A 19,693-nucleotide genomic window follows, 5' to 3' on the forward strand; every position below is an offset into this window, starting at 1 on the left:
GTGTAAAACGAAGCCTTCGATTATAGCAAAGAAATCTACGCTTTCCTAGCGTGACTTCGGTGTGAGGCTTAATTTTGTCTTTAACGCTGTGGGCGTGCCATCTAGAGGCGTTCCAACTTTGTTTATTCACTGCAACAATTTAATTATTGCCATATATCAACTTTGACATGAAGTTGTAACATTATTTAACTATAGTAAAAAATTGCCTGCTAACACCGCCTACATGACCCATGAAGCGCGGAATTTTGTCATTGAGGAATGCGTTTTAATGGATAGTGTTTTGGCAGAAGATTATATGCCCAATCTTTCTCAGCACAGCACAGTCACCGAACACCAGGACTTCTCTACTGACCACGAGTCGGCAGAAAATACGGTACTGATGCAACTACAGCGAATTATCGAACAGCGATTATTAACCGCTCGCTTTCAGCCGATTGTTGAAATGCAAAACGGCGATATTCTTGGCTACGAAGGTCTTATTCGAGGTCCATCGGATAGCCCCTTGCACTCACCGATTAACCTGTTTAAGGCGGCGTCAGAACATCAGTTAACCGTCACTGTTGAGCATTTATGTCGTCGCGTGGTCTTGGAGCAATTTGCAGCGCAAAAGCTGCCTGGCAAATTATTTCTCAACGTCAGCCCTGAGTGCCTCATTCAACGTGATGTGCGCTATGGTGAGACGTTGGATTATATCCATCAATTGGGCATCAATCCCGACCGCGTGATCATTGAGCTCACCGAGTACCAGCCAACGCATGATTATGGTTTGCTCTGTGAAGCCGTATTTCATTACCGCGAAATGGGATTTGAAATTGCGATTGACGATCTGGGTGAGGGATTTTCGAGTCTTCGTTTATGGTCTGAGCTCAAACCCGATTACGTCAAGATCGATATGCACTTTATACAGGGCATCGATCATGATTCGGTGAAAGCGCAATTTGTGCGCTCGATTCAATCGATCGCCGAAAAATCCGGAACACGCGTAATCGCCGAAGGCATTGAAACGCAAGCTGAGCTGCTCACAGTGCGTGAGTTAGGCGTCGCCTGCGGTCAGGGCTATCACATTGCGCGTCCTCATCCGACGCCGACACGCGCTATTTCTGCTGAAGTAGCAAAGGTGCTCACCGCCAATGGACAATACACACCGCGCAAAGCGACTGGCTCGTATGAGCAAACGATTGCGGTAGAAAAAATTCTCAAGACGTCACCGACGATTCCGTCAACGATGCTCAATAATCAGGTCGACGATATTTTTCTACAAAATCCAAAATTACAGATTATTCCGGTCGTGGATGACGGCGTACCAGTGGGTATCATTAACCGCTATCATATGATTGACCGGTTTGCACGTCCTTACCAGCGTGAGCTCTACGGCAAAAAGTCTTGCAAAGTATTTATGGATCCCCATGCCGTTGTTGTCGATAAAAATACCAGTATGCAGGATGTCAGTCACATTATCGTTGAGACGAATCCAGACCATCTGATCAACGGCATTATCATTACCGATCAGGGAAAATACATCGGCATTTGTACCGGTCCCGATTTGATGCGCGAAATTACGCAAATGCAAATCACCGCCGCCCGTTATGCCAACCCGCTCACGCAATTACCGGGCAATGTGCCGATTAATCAACATATCGATCAACTGCTCGAAAAAAACCAGCCCTTTTGCGCTTGTTACTGCGATTTGGATCATTTCAAGCCGTTTAATGACGTCTACGGTTATCGTCGTGGCGACGACATAATTCAGTTGACCAGTGAAATTTTGAAGCAGCACTGCGATCCTCAAATCGACTTTGTGGGTCATATCGGTGGTGATGATTTCATTATTCTGTTTCGCAGCGAGGATTGGGAGCAACGCTGCAAAGCAATCCTAGAAACGTTTGAGCGTGAAATTCAACATTTTTACAGCAACGAAGATCGTGAACGTGGTGGCTACCTGAGTGAAGACCGTCAAGGGAAAAAAGTGTTTTACCCTTTAGTGTCCTTGTCGTTAGGCGTTGTCAAATCGAGTCAAAATCGCTTTTATTCTCACCATCAAATTTCTTTAGCCGCCTCCGATGCGAAAAAGCAATCCAAAAAGATTCATGGCAATAGCTTATTCGTAGATCGCCGCCAAGAAATTCCAAGTCATCTCGTGCTTTAAAAAAATCCCGCATGACCAATTGGCGATGCGGGATTTTTTCTTAGCCAAGACATCTGGCTAAACAGACTGCATGAGGGTGTATTAAGCTGCAGGTTGTAATTTTTCAATACCACCCATGTAAGGACGCAATGCCTCTGGAATAACGACAGAGCCATCAGCCTCTTGGTAGTTTTCCAATACAGCGACAAGAGTGCGGCCAACAGCTAAACCCGAGCCATTGAGGGTGTGCACCATTTCTGGCTTGCCTTGCGCGTTACGGAAACGGGCTTGCATACGGCGCGCTTGGAAGGCTTCCATATTGGAGATCGATGAAATCTCGCGGTAGGTATTTTGTGCTGGCAACCACACTTCGAGGTCGAATGTTTTCGCAGAGCCGAAACCCATATCGCCAGTACACAAACTCACCACGCGGTATGGCAATCCAAGTTTTTTTAATACTGACTCGGCGTGACCGACCATTTCATCCAATGCGACCATCGAATGATCAGGGTGTACGATCTGTACCATTTCTACTTTATCGAACTGATGTTGACGGATCATGCCACGTGTATCACGACCATAACTACCCGCTTCTGAACGGAAACAAGGTGTATGTGCGGTCAATTTAATTGGCAACGCATCAGCAGGAACGATCTCATCACGCACGGTGTTTGTTAGTGTTACTTCTGATGTCGGGATCAGGTAGAGTGTTTCACCCTCGCCCTCTTGGCCGCCTTTTTTCACGGCAAACAGATCTTCTTCAAACTTCGGCAACTGGCCTGTACCGCGCATCGAATCTGCGTTCACCATGTAAGGTGTATAGACTTCGGTATAACCGTTTTCTAACGTCTGTGTATCGAGCATGAATTGCGCTAATGCACGATGTAGACGTGCCATGCCACCTTTCATCACAGAGAAACGTGAACCTGTCAGCTTAACAGCGGTGTCAAAATCCAAGCCCAGTGCCGCACCGATATCGACGTGATCTTTGACTTCAAAATCAAAAGTACGTGGCGTGCCGACCTTGCGCACTTCGACGTTAGCGGATTCATCTTTACCAACCACCACAGACTCGTGCGGTAAATTAGGAATCGCTTGCAAAAAAGCCGTCATGCTTTGCTGAACTTCAGCCAAACGTACTTCAGAGGCTTTCAATTCATCGCCAATACCGCCAACTTCGGCCATCACTGCAGACGCATCTTCGCCCTTGCCTTTGAGCATGCCAATTTGTTTGGATAAGGTATTGCGCTTGCCTTGCAATTCTTCAGTACGGGACTGGATTTGCTTGCGCTCCGCTTCGAGGGTATTGAACGTCTCGACGTCTAGCTGAAATTTGCGGCTTGCCAAGCGTGCAGCAACACTGTCGATGTCTTTGCGCAGGAGTTGAATGTCTATCATAGTAATTTAATGCCAATTATTTGAAATGGAGCGAACGAGCTATTGTAACAAGCTCAGGGTATTTCCCCCAAATTTATAGTAAAGAAGAGGGAAAATGGCACTTCAAATTCCCCTTCATCCGCCGTCAAGTCTTATGACTTTCCCGCATCCTCGTCGAGTTGCCGTAGATAAGCGAGTTTTTCGCCGATTTTGATCTCCATGCCCCGCGGGACAGGATGATACCAACGATGGTTCGACAGGCCGTCTGGGAGATAGGTTTCTCCTGCAGCATAGGCATTCGGCTCATCATGGGCGTAGCGGTACAGCTTGCCGTAACCCAACTCTTTCATGAGCTTTGTCGGGGCATTGCGCAGATGTTCTGGCACAACCCGCGATTTGTCTTTTGCTACCAAAGCGCGGACTTCATTGTAGGCTTGATAAACAGCATTCGATTTGGCGGCACAAGCAAGGTACACCACCGCCTCTGCCAGCGCCAGCTCGCCCTCGGGCGACCCCAAACGTTCATAGGTTTCAGCGGCATCGAGGGTGATACGCAGTGCACGGGGATCGGCCAATCCGATATCTTCGGCTGCCATTCGAATGATACGTCGCGCCAGATAACGCGGATCCGCCCCGCCATCAAGCATCCTCACCAGCCAATACAACGCGCCATCTGGACTTGAACCGCGTACCGACTTATGCAATGCCGAAATCTGATCATAAAAAGCGTCACCGCCTTTATCGAAACGGCGTAAAGCATCGCCGAGGCATTCGCTCAACAATACCGCATCCACGGTCTGCGCGTGTTTTGCCGTTGCTGCATGTGCCACGATGTCGAGGTTGTTCAGCAATTTGCGACCATCACCATCCGCACTAGCCACCAAACTGGATCGCGCCTCTGGTGTGATCTGCAGGCCACCCAATTCGCGTTGGCAGGCACGATCAACCATCTCAGCAAGATCGTCATCGGTCAGTGATTTCAATACATAAACCGCAGCACGTGACAATAAGGCGCTATTGACTTCAAAGGATGGATTTTCGGTCGTTGCGCCGATAAAGGTGAATAAGCCACTTTCGACATGCGGTAAAAAGGCGTCTTGCTGGCTCTTATTGAATCGATGCACTTCATCGACAAATAAAATGGTACGGCGACTGGAATTGGCCTGCAAAATTTGCGCGCGCTCAACGGCCTCGCGAATATCTTTAATCCCCGACAAGACAGCGGACAACGCGATAAACTCACAATGAAAAGCATCCGCCATCAACCGAGCCAAGGTCGTTTTACCGACGCCAGGCGGTCCCCATAGAATCATGGAATGCGGCTCACCAGACGCAAAAGCGAGACGTAGTGGCTTACCTTCGCCCAGTAAATGTTGCTGTCCGATCACCTGTTGCAGGCTAGACGGGCGCATCCGCTCCGCCAGTGGGGATTGCTTAAAAGCGTTGCTATGACTCGATGTATTCATTTATTGGCGGAAAACATCTGCTCCAGCAGGAACAACAAATTTGAATTGATCCGCTTTCAATGCTGGATTCTTTTCCATGTTTTTAAGAGTAATCAGCGATGCCTGTCCAAAACTGTCGCGCAGCTCTAATGCGTAGGGCAAACCATCTTTCATACCAATGCCAATATGTTCAAACTGGCTATCTTTGGCTTTTGCCGTTGCTTCTAGCCACTCCATTCCTTGCTTATCGGCGACATCCTTGAGAGTGAAATTTTTCTCTAGATCAGCAGTACCTGCACCCGCAAATAAAATCGCTGCCGGACTCGATCCCAGCGCATTGCCGATATCTTTCACGGTAACTTGATTCAAGTCTTTGTCGACGATATACAATTTTGCGCCATCGGCTTGGAGTGTTTGCTCGTAAGGCTTTTGATAGCTCCAGATGAATTTACCGGGGCGGGCAAATAAAAAGACGCCGCTCGAGGTCTTGGTAATTTTAGGCGCACCGTTGACCACCTTCACCTGCTGCTGAACGAAATCGCCCTTGGCCGTTTTTGAGCTGGCAACAAAAGCTTTGAATTGCTCGACCGCGGAGGCATGCGCACTCATCGAACCAACCAGCATTGCGCTGGCTGCGATCGTCGTTGCCAACCATCGGCCCCACATCTTATTTTGCTTCTTCACTGAGTTTCCTATCTGCTTCAACACCCCATTGAGCTCAATGGGGGATAGCATTCATTGTATGAAATTGATCGAGATACGAAAAAAAAAAATTATTCCGCATTCCCGACGGGCACCAGAATTTCCCGGTTGCCATTGGATTGCATGGTAGATACGACTCCACTTTGCTCCATTTGTTCCAACAAACGTGCGGCGCGATTGTATCCGATGCGTAAATGCCTTTGCACCAGTGAGATTGATGCACGGCGATTTTTCAAGACAATCGCCACGGCTTGGTCGTACAGCGCATCAGCTTCTCCACCGCCAGCACCCTCAGCGGCACCACCTGCTTCACCACCCTCCTCCAGCGTACCGCCTTCAAGGATGCCTTCGATATAATTGGGCTCACCTTGTGCTTTCAGGTATTCCACAACGCGGTGCACTTCTTCATCGGAGACAAAAGCACCATGCACACGAATTGGCAAACCCGTGCCTGGAGGCATGTACAACATATCACCCATCCCTAACAAGGCCTCAGCCCCCATCTGATCGAGAATCGTTCTGGAGTCAATCTTACTACTGACCTGAAACGCGATTCGGGTGGGAATATTGGCTTTGATCAAACCAGTAATAACGTCCACAGACGGACGCTGGGTCGCGAGAATCAAATGGATACCGGCAGCACGGGCTTTTTGCGCGATTCGGGCAATCAGCTCCTCGACCTTTTTACCAACCACCATCATCAAATCCGCTAATTCATCGATAATAATGACGATCGTCGGCAATTTATCCAATGGTTCAGGGGCATCAGGGGTAAGACTGAATGGATTGGGGATTAATTGTTCTTTCTTGACAGCTTCCGCGATCTTCACGTTGTAGCCCGCCAAGTTACGCACACCTAACTTCGACATCAGCTTATACCGACGCTCCATCTCAGCGACCGCCCAATTGAGGGCATGACCTGCCTGACGCATATCCGTCACAACGGGCGCTAACAAATGCGGAATGCCTTCATACACGGACATTTCAAGCATTTTCGGATCGATCAAAATCATCCGCACGTCGTTGGGGTCAGACTTATAAAGCAACGACAAAATCGTTGCGTTAATACCGACCGATTTACCCGAGCCAGTGGTACCCGCCACCAATAAATGCGGCATTTTTGCCAAATCCGCCGTCACAGGGTGACCGGCGATATCTTTACCAAGTGCGATCGTCAGGCTTGATACGCTGTCGTTATAAAGCTTCGATCCAAGGATTTCCGTTAAGCGAACGATCTGCCGTTTGGGATTCGGCAATTCCAGACCCATGTAGTTTTTACCAGGAATGGTTTCCACGACACGGATGGATGTAAGGGACAAAGAGCGAGCCAGATCCCGTGCCAGATTCACAATCTGGCTACCTTTCACACCAGTTGCTGGTTCGATTTCATAGCGAGTAACAACCGGCCCAGGATACGCGGCAACGACTTTGGCATCGACGCCAAAATCAGACAGCTTTTTCTCAATGAGACGGCTTGTAAATTCCAAGGTCTGGACGCTCACGGTCTCTTGTACCGGCGGCGCATCATCCAGCAGGTTCAGTGGCGGTAAGTTGGTGTCAGGCAGCTCATTGAAGAGCGAGACCTGCTTTTCCTTCTCGACGCGCTCGGAGCGTTGTACAGCAACGACTTGTGGTTCAATGCGAATCGGTGGGGCTTCAACAATTTTCGCTCTCTCCTGCACTACCACTTCTTCACGCTTAACGGCGGCGGTTTGTCCTAGACGCCGATCTTCAGCATCAGCGAATTTATTGTTCACGAAAATAAACAACCCTTCAATCACCGCGCCAATTTTCTCGGCAATGGTCAGCCACGACATCTGGAAATACAAACTAATCCCCAAGGCCATGACCAATAATAGGACCAGCGTCGCTCCAGTAAAACCCAGCGCATTAAACGATGCTCGACCAATCAACTCGCCCAACACGCCACCGGGAGCCAACGGCAATGGAATGCGCATTGAGTACAATCGCAAATACTCAATCCCCATGCTGCCGCACAGCAGCATGGCAAATCCGAACTTCTGAATGAGAATTTCCGTTTGCGTCACATCGGGTTCAGGTTCAGCAGACACCAAAAACCGGTTTGCAAGCTTGCGATACGCCTGCCAGACCTGACGCAACCCGGCAACGCACCACCACCAGGTTGAAAAACCGAAGACATAGAGCAACACATCCGCCAGCCATGCACCAAACTTGCCGCCAACATTATGAATTTTCGGCACAACGCTCGATTGCGACCATCCGGGGTCATCTTTCGAATACGACACAAGGACGAGAATCAGACAAATACTCAATGCGGCGAACAAAATCCATCGCGCCTCCATTAACAACACGACCATCTTGTTTGGCAATGGCGGCGGCGGCGGCGCTTTATTACTGCGGGTATAGGCTTCGTTACTTGTAGTCATAAATCAGGAAAATGTTCATCCAGACAACCAAAGTCTGACAAGATAGCATGTTAGGCGGGACTCGCCAAACGCCGCACGCTCAGCCAAGCTTTGAGGGATAGACTATAATTTACTCCTATATTTGCTTTTGTGACCAAAAGATGAGTAAAAGACAAGAAATTACACGACAATGATCATGAAGAGTAGCAACAAGAGCAGCAACTTCAGCAATCAACCATGTCTTGTTTTTCTTCTTTGAAACTCCATTTACTAGCAATCACTCCGAGCCAATGGGTACAACCCCGTCTCATTTGCTCCACATTTAACTTTTTATCCAGGTGACCCTATGTCTACTCCTAAACACGCTCGTGTACTCATTCTTGGTTCAGGTCCAGCGGGCTACTCTGCTGCTATTTACGCCGCACGTGCCAATCTGAACCCGGTTTTGATCACTGGCGTTGAGCAAGGCGGTCAATTGATGACTACGACAGATGTAGAAAACTGGCCAGCAGATCCATTGGGCGTTCAAGGTCCAGAATTGATGCAGCGCTTCTTGCAACATGCTGAGCGTTTCAATACTGAAATTATTTTTGATTACATCCACACGACAAAACTGGAAGAAAAACCAATCCGTCTGATCGGCGACCAAGGTGAATACACTTGTGATTCCTTGATTATCGCAACGGGCGCATCGGCACAGTACTTGGGGCTGCCTTCTGAACAAGCGTTCATGGGTAAAGGCGTCTCTGCTTGCGCCACGTGCGATGGCTTTTTCTACCGTGGTAAAGAAGTGGCCGTTGTCGGCGGCGGTAATACGGCCGTGGAAGAAGCACTGTATTTGTCCAATATCGCAAGCAAAGTCACCGTGATCCATCGTCGCGACAAGTTCCGTGCAGAAGCGATTCTGATTGATCGCCTGATGGCAAAAGTGGCTGAAGGTAAAGTAGAGATCAAGTGGAACCACACACTCGATGAAGTGACGGGAGATGACTCCGGTGTGACGGGCATCAACATTAAGTCTGCTGAAGGTGTTGTCACGTCAGTGCCTCTGCACGGCGTCTTCATTGCGATTGGCCACAAACCAAACACCAGCATTTTCGAAGGTCAGTTGACCATGCACAACGGTTACATCAAAACCCGTACAGGTAGCGAAGGCATGTCAACCGCAACCAATATTCCTGGCGTCTTCGCCGCGGGCGACGTACAAGATCACGTCTACCGCCAAGCGATCACTAGCGCAGGTACTGGCTGTATGGCAGCGCTGGATGCACAACGCTACCTCGAAGAGTAATCTGGATACGGCCAATGTCTTCTCTGAAAAATTTTGCTGATCTCAAATCATTGGGTCAGCAATTAAAGCAACAACAAGAGCAGAAGCAGCGCCAAGAAGCGGAACGTCTGGAGCGAGAAAAAAAAGCGGCAGCCGAAGCCAATATTTTTCGCTCCAGCATCGGTGATATTGCGCCCTTAAAAAAGGTGGATAAACACGTAGCGATTCCGGCACGCCCACAACCTATCCCTTTCCAGCATTTAGCAGATGAACAGTCTGCCTTGCAAGAATCCCTGTCTGACGAGTTCGATGCGGATTCGTTGCTGGAAACCGATGGCGATCTCAGCTACACGCGGCCCGGGGTCGGCGCGGATGTGGTGCGTAAGCTCAGAAAGGGACACTGGGTAATTCAAGCACAGCTAGATTTACATGGAATGCGACGCGATCAGGCACGGGATAGCTTGGGTGAATTTCTTCGAAAATGCGAACGTAGCGGCTTACGTTGCGTCCGTGTTATTCATGGCAAGGGACTCGGTTCGGTAAACAAAGAACCCGTACTGAAGCAAAAAGTCAGAAACTGGCTCATCCAAAAAGATGAGGTACTTGCATTTAGTCAGGCAACAGCAGCTGATGGTGGTTCCGGCGCGTTGATCGTCTTATTAAAAGCATCCTGACCAGAGCGTATCGACCATCGTATAGCGACGATCGGCATTGCTTTTCTCTCTATAAAAAAAACAAAAACCGAGAGGCATCTTCATGCTTCTCGGTTTTATTTTTTAAGGTAAGGTTTTCTGATGGACTCGCCTTTCCATCCTACCCTACCGGGTCAGCGATTAACGTTGGCACATGAACCGCCGATGATCGTTACACCAGTTTAATCTCTAAATTTCCCATCTTTACCAATCACCGTCATATCGACAAACTTGGATGCATTGTGATTGGTTGGAGAGAAATTCACGTCAAAGCCACCCCCATCGTAATTTCTCATGTTCATTGACTCAAGCGCTGCGATAAATTTTTCGCGAGTCAGATTTTGACCCGCTCTACGCAAACCTTCAACGAAGATTCGAGCATCAATATACCCCTCCAGACTGGAGAAATTGAGATCTTTGATCCCTGCTTTGTTCATGACTTTGGCGTATTCAGCGACGACTGCATTGACGTTCGACCACGGAAAAGGCACCACTTGCGAAATGACAACGCCAGGTCCTTGATTACCCAACGCATCTGACAACGCCTGACTGCCCACAAAAGACAAGTTATAAAACTGCCCACTGTAATCCCGTTTGTGCATTTCCTTGATAAACGCAGAACACGATGCATAAGCGCTTACCTGGATAATGACATCCGGCTTTTTCGCGATCATTTTGTCGACGGCTTTGGTGACGTCAACACTGTTGCGCTCCACTGTTGCTGTCTCAATGATCGGCAAATTTAATTTTTTTAATGCGCGCTCTACACCTGCGAGACCCGCTTTACCGTAGGCATCGTTCTGGTAAAAAACGGCGATGTTTTTGAGGCCCGTGTTCACCAAACGATCGACCAAGTGTTCGGTCTCTTCGTTGTAGCCTGCTCTCACATTGAAAATTAACTTATTGAACGGCTCACGTAATGAAGATGCCCCACTAAAAGGAGCGAAAAAAGGAACCTTTGCTTTCGTAAAAATTGGCAAAGCAGCATTACTTGTCGGCGTACCGACATAAGCAAATAAGGCAAATACATCATCCGACTCGATCAACTCTTTCGTATTGGCGACTGCAAGATCTGCCTCATATTTATCGTCACGCGTAATAATTTCGATTTTTCGACCGAACACACCACCGATCGAATTCACATGATCAAAATAGGCTTTGGCACCTGCATGAAGTTGAATCCCCAACTGTGCAGCAGGTCCTGTAAATGCAGCAGACTGCCCCAGAACAATTTTGCGATCTGTGACGCCGTTTTCTGCCCAAACAGAAGACGTGAAGAACACAAATAAGATGATAAATAAAGTACGCAAGATGGCCATTGATCCCTTTTCTACGCCGCTAATGAAACCGACTCAATTAAAAAACTAAAAAAACAAAAATCTAAAGAAACTACACGGCGTCTGGGCCTGTTTCTCCAGTACGAATACGGATGACTTGCTCCACATTTTGCACAAAAATCTTTCCATCACCAATTTTTCCGGTGTGCGCCGCTTTAATGATGGCATCTACAACGTGATCACAAATATTGTCGTCAACAACGACTTCCACTTTGATCTTAGGTAAAAAATCGACGACATATTCAGCGCCACGGTAAAGCTCGGTATGTCCTTTTTGACGACCAAAGCCCTTCACTTCCGTCACCGTCAAGCCTGTTACATTCACGTCAGCCAGTGCTTCACGTACCTCGTCCAACTTAAATGGTTTGATCACAGCAGTAATTTGTTTCATGTTTTTCTCCTTCTTTTAATCCCTGAATTTTGATGTCACTGGATAGCGCCAGTCACGACCAAAAGCACGATGCGTAATACGAATACCGATTGGCGCCTGACGACGCTTGTATTCGTTAATTTTAATCAAACGGGTGATTCTTTCAACGTCCTCTTCACTGTAGCCAGCGGCAACGATCTCTGCACGTGACTTATTTTCTTCCATATAAAGCTGCATAATGGCATCCAACACTTCATAAGGCGGCAAAGAATCCTGGTCTTTCTGATCCGGTCGCAACTCCGCCGATGGCGCGCGCGTCAAGATGCGCTCTGGGATGATGTCAGAAAGACTGTTTCGATAAGCACATAAGCGATAAACCAGCGTTTTTGCAATGTCCTTAATCACCGCAAAACCACCCGCCATGTCGCCATAGAGCGTGCAGTAGCCGACCGCCATTTCACTCTTATTTCCTGTCGTCAGGACAATGGAGCCATATTTGTTGGACATGGCCATTAACAGGGTGCCACGAATCCGTGCCTGAATATTTTCCTCTGTCGTATCCTCTTTTAACCCAGCAAATTCCGCACTCAAGGTGCCACGGAATGCATCAAAACACGCCGCAATGGATAATTCATCATACCGTACACCAATACGCTTTACCATGTCCCGTGAATCAAACAAGGAAATATCTGCCGTGTAAGGCGAAGGCATCATGACAGCCCGCACTTTGTCGGCACCAAGGGCATCAACTGCAATGGCTAAGGTCAACGCCGAATCAACACCGCCGGATAAGCCCAATAAGACGCCCGGAAAGCCATTTTTCGTCACATAATCGCGCACACCCAAAACCAAGGCTTGGTAGATTTGCGCTTCAATGCTGCCGTCAGCATGGATAGTGGATGGTTGTGGTTCTGCACCCTCAAATTCAATCAGCTGTAGGTCAGCTTCGCAATGTTTCAACTGAGCACAGAGATCGCCCGTGGCGTTCAGGACAAAAGAGTTACCATCAAAAATCAGCTCATCCTGCCCACCAACAAGGTTAGCGTAGACCAAGGACATGCCGCAACTCGACACATTCTCACGCATGACCTCCATCCGTTGATGCTGTTTGCGCATGTGAAATGGCGATCCGTTAGGAACGAGTAATACTTGCGCGCCGGCATTTCTGGCTGCCTGAGGGGCTTCTTTAAACCACGTGTCCTCACACAAATTAACACCGAAATGCGTCCCTTTGACCTCAAATACAAATGCCTCAGACGAAGAAGAAAAGTATCTAACTTCATCAAACACCATATTATTCGGCAAATTATGTTTAAAGTAGCTCCCTGCAACGCGGCCATTCACCAACAGAGAAACCGCGTTATATCGTTTTCCTTCCTGCTCTGCAGGGTGCCCCACCAGCACATAGACGTCCGGAAAAGCCGCCAACTGCATAGCCAATTGATTTAAGGCATACTGTGCCTTGTCGTAAAAAGCCTGACGCAACAGCAGGTCTTCTGGTGAGTAACCAACTAAAGACAATTCTGGCGTAACAACAATATCAGCACCCTGCCCGGCGGCTTTGCTGACGTAGTCAAAAATTTGTGCTGCGTTTCCGGCGAGGTCCCCAACCGAACTATTCATCTGGGCGATGGCAACTTTAATGGTCATAATCGTGCAATCTGAATTGAATCAAAAATGGAATTAACATCTATCAACCAGCATTATCGCATGGGTATTGCGACTTCACTTTCTGAGATTGGTCGTTCGCATTGGGAAACGTTACTTCAGACGCAATCTCATCGCAATCCATTTCTGTCTTATGCGTTTCTCGATGCCCTACATGAAACCCGTTGCGCCAGCAAACATAGTGGCTGGCAACCCTGTTTTATCACCTTATGGGACGACACAAGTCTCGTTGGCGCCTACCCGCTCTATCAAAAAGCGCATTCTTATGGTGAATATGTTTTTGACTGGGCATGGGCGGACGCCTATCAGCGCTACGGCTTTTCGTATTACCCCAAATTACTGTCTGCCATCCCATTCACACCCGTGACAGGAAATAGGGCAATGGCCAAAAACGCCGAAGTGCAGGCGCTATTGATTACCATACAGAAGCAAATGACGCTGACAGACGATTTTTCGTCATGTCATACCCTATTCCTCCCTGAAGCCGACGTCGATCTCTACCGAGACGCTGGATTTTTAATACGGACAGGCGTGCAATTTCATTGGAAAAACCAGAATTACAGCGACTTTGAAGCTTTTTTACAGACTCTCTCTGCAAAGAAAAGCAAAAACATCCGCGCCGAACGTCGCAAGGTGCGCGAACAAGCGATTTCGTTTATACACATTCCGGGCGATGAAGCGAGCGAAGATGATTGGGTATTCTTTAAGCGTTGTTACGACTTAACTTACGCCAATCATCATTCAACCCCTTATCTCAATCTCGCGTTCTTTTTGCGCATCGGTAAAGACATGCCGGACAATCTCCACCTCATCGTCGCAGTCAAAGAGGGGAAAAAAATTGCCGCCTCGTTATTGGTCCACGACGAAGAACGCCTGTATGGTCGTTATTGGGGTTGTCTTGAGAGCTACCCTTGCCTTCATTTTGAAACGGCCTATTATCAGGCGATCGAGCTATGCATCCGTAACAAAATCAGCATTTTTGAGGGTGGCGCACAGGGTGAGCATAAGATGGCTCGTGGATTTTTGCCTGAAAAAACATGGTCGGCGCATTTGTTGGCCCGCCCAGAGTTCAGTGATGCCGTCGAAAAATTTCTTGAAAGAGAGACTAACGGTGTTGAGTTATACATTGACGACCTTCAGCAACATACACCGTATCGGAAAGATTCCAGTGCCGGCGCGGCTTAAGAATGACTATTTATAGTTGTATTATGGCAATTTTTCATGGCGATCAAGTACAATGACTTGAAATTTTGGTACGTTCAAGGCATGCTGCTGCCATGCAAAATAATTCTCCGCCAACGCCACCGACGCCACCAACCGTTACACCACTCAATAAACGTGTGGGGCGTTTTTATTTAATTGAAAAATTAGGCGTAGGTTCAACTGGCACTGTTTTCCGTGGACACGATCCGGTCATTGATCGGGACGTGGCCATCAAAATTTTAAATACAGCCACCAACGCCACTGACAAAAAGCAACGCGAACAGCAATTCATCAACGAAGCGCGTGCTGCAGGCAGATTGTCACATCCGAGTATCGTCACCATCTATGACGCCTCAAGTGAAGGTGGAACGACGTTTATCGCCATGGAATTTCTTCCGGGGCAGGATTTGCGGCACCTCTTATCGCAAGGCAAAACGTTTGATATTATTGAAATAGCAACCATCATCCAAAAAATCGCGGATGCACTTTCCGTAGCACATCGTAGCGGGGTGATTCATCGCGATATCAAACCTGGCAATATTTTTATCCTGCCAAACAACCACCCAAAAGTGGTGGATTTTGGTATCGCCCGTGCTCCAAACCGACTCATTGACGAAAGTCGACCAGCGGACGTTACGCTATTCAACAATAATATCCTCGGGACACCCAACTACATGTCTCCGGAGCAAGCCATGGGGAAACCAGTGACCGCATTGACGGATGTGTATTCGCTGGGTGCGGTGATGTATGAAATGCTCACGTTGCAAAAACCCTTCCATGTCACCGATATTGATAAATTATTACATCAAATAGCACATAAACAGCCAAGATGGCCCAGTGACATCAACAACACCATTCCTGTGTCGCTCTCTAAAATAGTCATGAAGGCAATGCAGAAAGATCTGACATTACGCTACCAAAGTACTGAAGAGATGTCGCAAGCGCTCTACCGCTTTCTGACCCGCAATGAAAAATTGAAGAAAAAAGGTCGTCGAACAGCCGGTTCAGCAGAAAACGCCAACGAAAAATCAGTCAACGGCGTCAACTCTCTACTGCTGTGGAGCGCAATCGCGGTTGGTGTTGCGATTGCACTGCTATCCATATCCAAGCTCAACCATTAATTCCCCCCAAAGAAAAAAAGCGATCCGGAGATCGCTTTTTTCTTCTCGCGTTGCGTCAACAGTGTGGCGCCAACGAATACAGAAGGAATTTACTCAGAGCAATTACGCTTTCTTGAAGTTCTCGATACCGTCGAGAATTTCTTTTTTCGCTGCTTCAGGGCCGGCCCAACCTTCGACTTTTACCCACTTGCCTTTTTCCAGATCTTTGTAATGTTCAAAGAAATGTTGGATCTGACGCAATTGCAATTCATTCACATCTTCTGGTTTTTGCAAGTGTGTGTAAATCGGCAAAATCTTGTCGACTGGAACTGCCAACACTTTGGCATCTTGACCGCCTTCGTCTGTCATATTCAGCACGCCGATAGCACGGCAGCGAACGACAACACCAGGAATCAGTGGGAATGGTGTGATGACCAGAACGTCAACTGGATCGCCGTCACCAGCGATTGTTTGTGGCACATAACCGTAGTTGCATGGGTAATGCATTGCTGTACCCATAAAGCGGTCAACAAAAATCGCGCCAGATTCTTTGTCAACTTCGTATTTGATTGGATCGGAATTCATCGCGATTTCAATGATGACATTGAAATCATTTGGTACATCACGACCTGCAGGAACGTTATTCAAGCTCATGTCACTCTTTCTCAGTAAATATGCTCATTAAATAGGAAGTAGAACGAATTATTCTCTCGCGAGATTATATCGACTTTCAGCGTCGAATTGTGCGTCGCAATACCAGAACTTTATCGCATGGAGCTTACGCAGACCTTGCCATGGTCAGTCATGAAGAGAGAGCGAACCAGATCATTCATCCGGCAACGCCCTCTTTTTAGATGTTGTTACAGTGTTGTCGCGATAGCGCACTGACGGTAATGATAGGCTGCCTCAGTGTCTTGACCAAGCGCCTCGTGTAATTGCGCCAGCTTAAGATTAGCTTCGCGCACAGTAATTGCAGAAACAGCATCAGACAAGGCCTGTTCCATGTGACGCTGCGCCTTACCCCATAATTTCTGACGCAGACACAAGACCCCGAGTGTCAAGGCGAGTTCGGGATCCGTTGGGTGATCTAAGGACCATTTTTCACAATGATCAATTTGCGTCAGCAAGGCAGCAGATCCCTCTGCGGCGGCGGCATCGCGATAGGCTCGTAACAAGCGCTCATCCCATTCTTCAGCCAATGCTTTTTCAACAATGGTCCGCGCATCGTCAAACAATCCACGTGCATTAAAAGCCACTGCAGCCTGATAAGCAACAAAAGCGGAGGTACGATCGTTTGCAGGAATCTCATACCACACACGACGAATTGACTCTGCATCATGTCCATGATCTTTCAGCAAATCCTCGTACGCCAGCTCTTTTAAGCGGGTTGACAATGTCGGATGCAACGCATGGTGCTTATCCAGCGTCCGTACCAGCTTCAACACCTCAGGCCATTTACGTGCCTGTTGGTTTGCCTTTAAGGCCCAGCGCAAGACTTGAATATGACGACTGCCATTGAGATGCAACTGGCGCACAGCATCCAATGCTTTCTCGGACTGGTGCTGATCAACCAGAAGTTCTGTCGACGTGACCAACCGGGCAACTTTGTATGCTTGATCTGCCTCAATTCCCGCCAACCACGCATCGCGCCGATCAAACTGGCTCATGTGGTGCGCTGCACGTGCTCCTATTAACGCCGCGACACCAACGTTTTCAGGCAACTCAGAGGCTCTGCTCGCTGCTTTTTCTGCATAGCCGAATCGTCCTTCAAACAAGGTACGTATCGCCTCGCGTAAGGCTTTGTTGCCGTCACGCTCACGCTTACCTTGACGGTAAGCCGCAACTTTTTTCGGCATCTTTTTAGCGGTAACCAGAGCACCCATAATGAAATAGATGACCGCAAACACTACCACTAGCGAGAATAAAAACAGATTTAACGATAAATCGACCCGATAAGGCGGGTAAAACAGAACCACATTACCGGGATTAAAACGCGCACCAATTGCCAGGCCAACAGCAAGCGCGAATAGGATAAGAAGCCGGATAAAAATTCGCATACACTAAGGCTTCACTTTGTAGTTACGTACCGCATTGAGGCTCTCAGACAAGGTCGGCATTTCAATCGACAAATTACTGCTCTGCACCTGAACAAGTAGGGCCTGCACCGTCTGCGTCTGTTTTGCGCGGGTATCAAAATACTTTGCGACAGCATCCTGCGAGGCATTGATGTCGCTGCGGAAGACCGCCTCATTACGCGACAACAAAGCAAGCCGTGCGTTTAAAAGCCGTAATTTGAGATTTTCACGTGCAAAGTAGGACTGTGTTGGCGCGAGCAATAAAGCGTCTGGCGTTTCGACATTACGAATACGAACCAGTTGCTTCACTTCGCCCCACATCTCGCTCGAAAAACTCTGCCAAGCATCTTGCAAACGCATGCTCCACGTCAGATCGCTTGTATCGTCTGCTTCTTTTGCTGCGGATTTGGCATTTTTATCAGAAGATTGCTTGCCTTGAGATTTTGGTAAAACGCGCAGCGGTGCCTTGGGTGGCGTCGCTGTCACAACGGATTTCTCATCGACCCAGAGTGGCATCCGATCTACTTGGGCAATCACGCTATCTAGGCGCAAGGCTACGCCCGGCAAATCCAATGCTGGCAAGGCTTTCAGCTTTTCGATATCTTTTGCAATCGCACGGCGAATAACAATAAATTGCGGCTTATCTGATTTAGCAAGACGGTTATCTGCGTTCTGCAGCGCAATCAACGCACCTGGCACATTACCCGCCAATTGCAATTGTTGGCTCGCTGTTGATAAGACTTGCTCGATTTCAGCCAGCGCCCATTCATCGCGATTTTTTGACAAATCTTGATACAGCTGCTCCAGCGCGAGCTGCTGACTCTGCGCTTCCGATTGCTTCCCTTCAAGCAGAATGACTTTTGCCTGAATTTCTTTCGAAGTTTCCTGCACATTCTTTGCGAGGATTTTTGTTTCACTGCTGGACGTGTCCGCAGCCATCAGGCGGCGAGCAACTTCTTCACGCAGCGCAGTAATTTGATTCTGAGATGACCACCAATTCGCTGCTAACAAGACGGCCAACACGCCAGACAGCAAATACGCTGGCTGAGTCCAGTTCGCCTCCTTGAGTACGACTTGTACAGGGGTCCCCGAAGACTGGCTTGCAGTCTGTTCAGGATGTGGAGTTGGCGCTGAAGCGCCCGAATGTGTTTGCTGTTCGTTCATACGTGAGATTGTAACGCGACAAGCAGAGATTCGTCGCCGGAAGCTGTTAAAGTGATGAAATGAAAACCCAACGATGTCGCTGTTTCTGCAATGCGCGCGTGAGGGACGATCATTTCTTGATGTTGCATTTTTGCCACGAACTCACCAGATTGTAATTGTTCAACCCATTGCATCAATGTACGCAAGGCCTCGGAACTTGTCATCACCCACCGATTATCCTCATCCAACAACTGCATCAACGCGTCCTTTTTATCCTCAGTCAATGCCGGGGCAAGCCGCTGATAAGAGGTCAGCATTTGCACATGAACACCTGCCGAACGCAAGGCATCCGACAACAGCTCACGACCACCAGTCCCTCGCACAATCAAGACCTGCTTGCCGACAAGCGCTTGCACATCCAGCACTTCGAGCAAGGTTTCGGAGTCCGTCTTTGCAAGGTTAGCCGGGCTCAGAATGCGCGTATTTTGATCATCTATCCCAAAGCGACAAAGAGCACGACGACTGCCGCTCCCCATCACACCGATGGGTACTGACGACGGCCAACTTTTTACATGGGGGAGAAACGCATCAATCGCATTGGGACTCACAAATACGACCAACGAAAACATCTCTAACTGCCCTGCCACTGCAACCAGTTCCGTCCGATCATCAAGTGCCCGAATATCGATCAACGGGAACACCACTGCCTCGCACCCCAGTTGTCGCACCTTATTGGCAAAATCAACAGCCTGCGCAACAGGACGCGTAATGATGACCTTTTTTTGATGCATCCGTAATC

16 protein-coding genes are annotated in these 19,693 nt (G+C 48.3%); 5 read left to right on the top strand and 11 right to left on the bottom strand.

The genetic code is table 11. The features are described 5' to 3' along the window. The first annotated feature begins 295 nt into the window (after positions 1-295). Positions 296-2,146 carry a GGDEF domain-containing protein gene (locus tag ACO0K2_RS11950; protein WP_423019023.1) on the top strand — a complete coding sequence of 617 codons (1,851 nt, stop codon included), beginning with the start codon at positions 296-298 and terminating at the stop codon, positions 2,144-2,146. Positions 2,147-2,227: 81 nt separating this feature from the next. Here ACO0K2_RS11950 and serS read toward each other — a convergent pair whose 3' ends face one another. From serS to ACO0K2_RS11970, 4 genes are all read right to left on the bottom strand, one after another. Continuing rightward, the gene (gene serS, locus ACO0K2_RS11955) at positions 2,228-3,523 is read right to left on the bottom strand and encodes a serine--tRNA ligase (protein ID WP_423019024.1); all 1,296 of its coding nucleotides are present in this window, start codon (positions 3,521-3,523) and stop codon (positions 2,228-2,230) included. Between the two features lie 131 nt (positions 3,524-3,654). After that, positions 3,655-4,968 carry a replication-associated recombination protein A gene (locus ACO0K2_RS11960; protein WP_423019026.1) on the bottom strand — a complete coding sequence of 438 codons (1,314 nt, stop codon included), beginning with the start codon at positions 4,966-4,968 and terminating at the stop codon, positions 3,655-3,657. Then, positions 4,969-5,631, bottom strand: a complete 663-nt coding sequence (gene lolA, locus ACO0K2_RS11965) for an outer membrane lipoprotein chaperone LolA (protein WP_423019028.1) — start codon at positions 5,629-5,631, stop codon at positions 4,969-4,971. 89 nt (positions 5,632-5,720) lie between these two features. Beyond that, entirely contained in the window at positions 5,721-8,057 is a 2,337-nt protein-coding gene (locus ACO0K2_RS11970; RefSeq protein ID WP_423019030.1) for a DNA translocase FtsK, read from the bottom strand. A 325-nt stretch (positions 8,058-8,382) separates the two neighbouring features. Between ACO0K2_RS11970 and trxB the strand changes: the two genes are divergently transcribed. Both trxB and ACO0K2_RS11980 read left to right on the top strand, forming a co-directional pair. After that, the gene (gene trxB, locus ACO0K2_RS11975) at positions 8,383-9,327 is read left to right on the top strand and encodes a thioredoxin-disulfide reductase (protein WP_423019032.1); all 945 of its coding nucleotides are present in this window, start codon (positions 8,383-8,385) and stop codon (positions 9,325-9,327) included. A gap of 14 nt (positions 9,328-9,341) precedes the next feature. Then, positions 9,342-9,980 carry a Smr/MutS family protein gene (locus tag ACO0K2_RS11980; protein WP_423019034.1) on the top strand — a complete coding sequence of 213 codons (639 nt, stop codon included), beginning with the start codon at positions 9,342-9,344 and terminating at the stop codon, positions 9,978-9,980. Positions 9,981-10,180: 200 nt separating this feature from the next. On the opposite strand, the gene ACO0K2_RS11985 is transcribed toward ACO0K2_RS11980, so the two are convergent. The 3 genes from ACO0K2_RS11985 to ACO0K2_RS11995 form a co-directional block, all read right to left on the bottom strand. Further along, complete coding sequence (locus tag ACO0K2_RS11985; protein ID WP_423019036.1) at positions 10,181-11,317, bottom strand: ABC transporter substrate-binding protein; 1,137 nt, start codon at positions 11,315-11,317, stop codon at positions 10,181-10,183. Between the two features lie 70 nt (positions 11,318-11,387). Further along, positions 11,388-11,726, bottom strand: coding sequence for a P-II family nitrogen regulator (locus ACO0K2_RS11990; protein ID WP_423019038.1), 339 nt, complete (start codon positions 11,724-11,726; stop codon positions 11,388-11,390). Positions 11,727-11,741: 15 nt separating this feature from the next. Further along, positions 11,742-13,355, bottom strand: coding sequence for an NAD+ synthase (locus ACO0K2_RS11995; RefSeq protein WP_423019040.1), 1,614 nt, complete (start codon positions 13,353-13,355; stop codon positions 11,742-11,744). Between the two features lie 27 nt (positions 13,356-13,382). Here ACO0K2_RS11995 and ACO0K2_RS12000 point away from each other — a divergent pair, with 27 nt between their 5' ends. Beyond that, positions 13,383-14,558: a GNAT family N-acetyltransferase gene (locus tag ACO0K2_RS12000; protein WP_423019042.1), complete on the top strand. Its 1,176-nt coding sequence runs from the start codon at positions 13,383-13,385 to the stop codon at positions 14,556-14,558. 92 nt (positions 14,559-14,650) lie between these two features. Next, complete coding sequence (locus ACO0K2_RS12005) at positions 14,651-15,697, top strand: serine/threonine protein kinase (protein ID WP_423019044.1); 1,047 nt, start codon at positions 14,651-14,653, stop codon at positions 15,695-15,697. Between the two features lie 102 nt (positions 15,698-15,799). Here the strand turns inward: ACO0K2_RS12005 and ppa are convergent, their stop codons facing one another. From ppa to ACO0K2_RS12025, 4 genes are all read right to left on the bottom strand, one after another. After that, positions 15,800-16,330: an inorganic diphosphatase gene (gene ppa, locus ACO0K2_RS12010; RefSeq protein ID WP_423019046.1), complete on the bottom strand. Its 531-nt coding sequence runs from the start codon at positions 16,328-16,330 to the stop codon at positions 15,800-15,802. Between the two features lie 206 nt (positions 16,331-16,536). Then, entirely contained in the window at positions 16,537-17,733 is a 1,197-nt protein-coding gene (locus tag ACO0K2_RS12015; protein ID WP_423019048.1) for a heme biosynthesis protein HemY, read from the bottom strand. A 3-nt stretch (positions 17,734-17,736) separates the two neighbouring features. Further along, entirely contained in the window at positions 17,737-18,915 is a 1,179-nt protein-coding gene (locus ACO0K2_RS12020) for a uroporphyrinogen-III C-methyltransferase (protein ID WP_423019050.1), read from the bottom strand. Next, entirely contained in the window at positions 18,912-19,685 is a 774-nt protein-coding gene (locus ACO0K2_RS12025; RefSeq protein WP_423019052.1) for a uroporphyrinogen-III synthase, read from the bottom strand. The genes ACO0K2_RS12020 and ACO0K2_RS12025 overlap by 4 nt, the downstream gene beginning before the upstream one ends. Positions 19,686-19,693: the final 8 nt, after the last annotated feature.

This window comes from Undibacterium sp. MH2W, from assembly GCF_049340215.1.
In the GTDB taxonomy this organism is placed as follows: Bacteria; Pseudomonadota; Gammaproteobacteria; order Burkholderiales; family Burkholderiaceae_D; genus Undibacterium.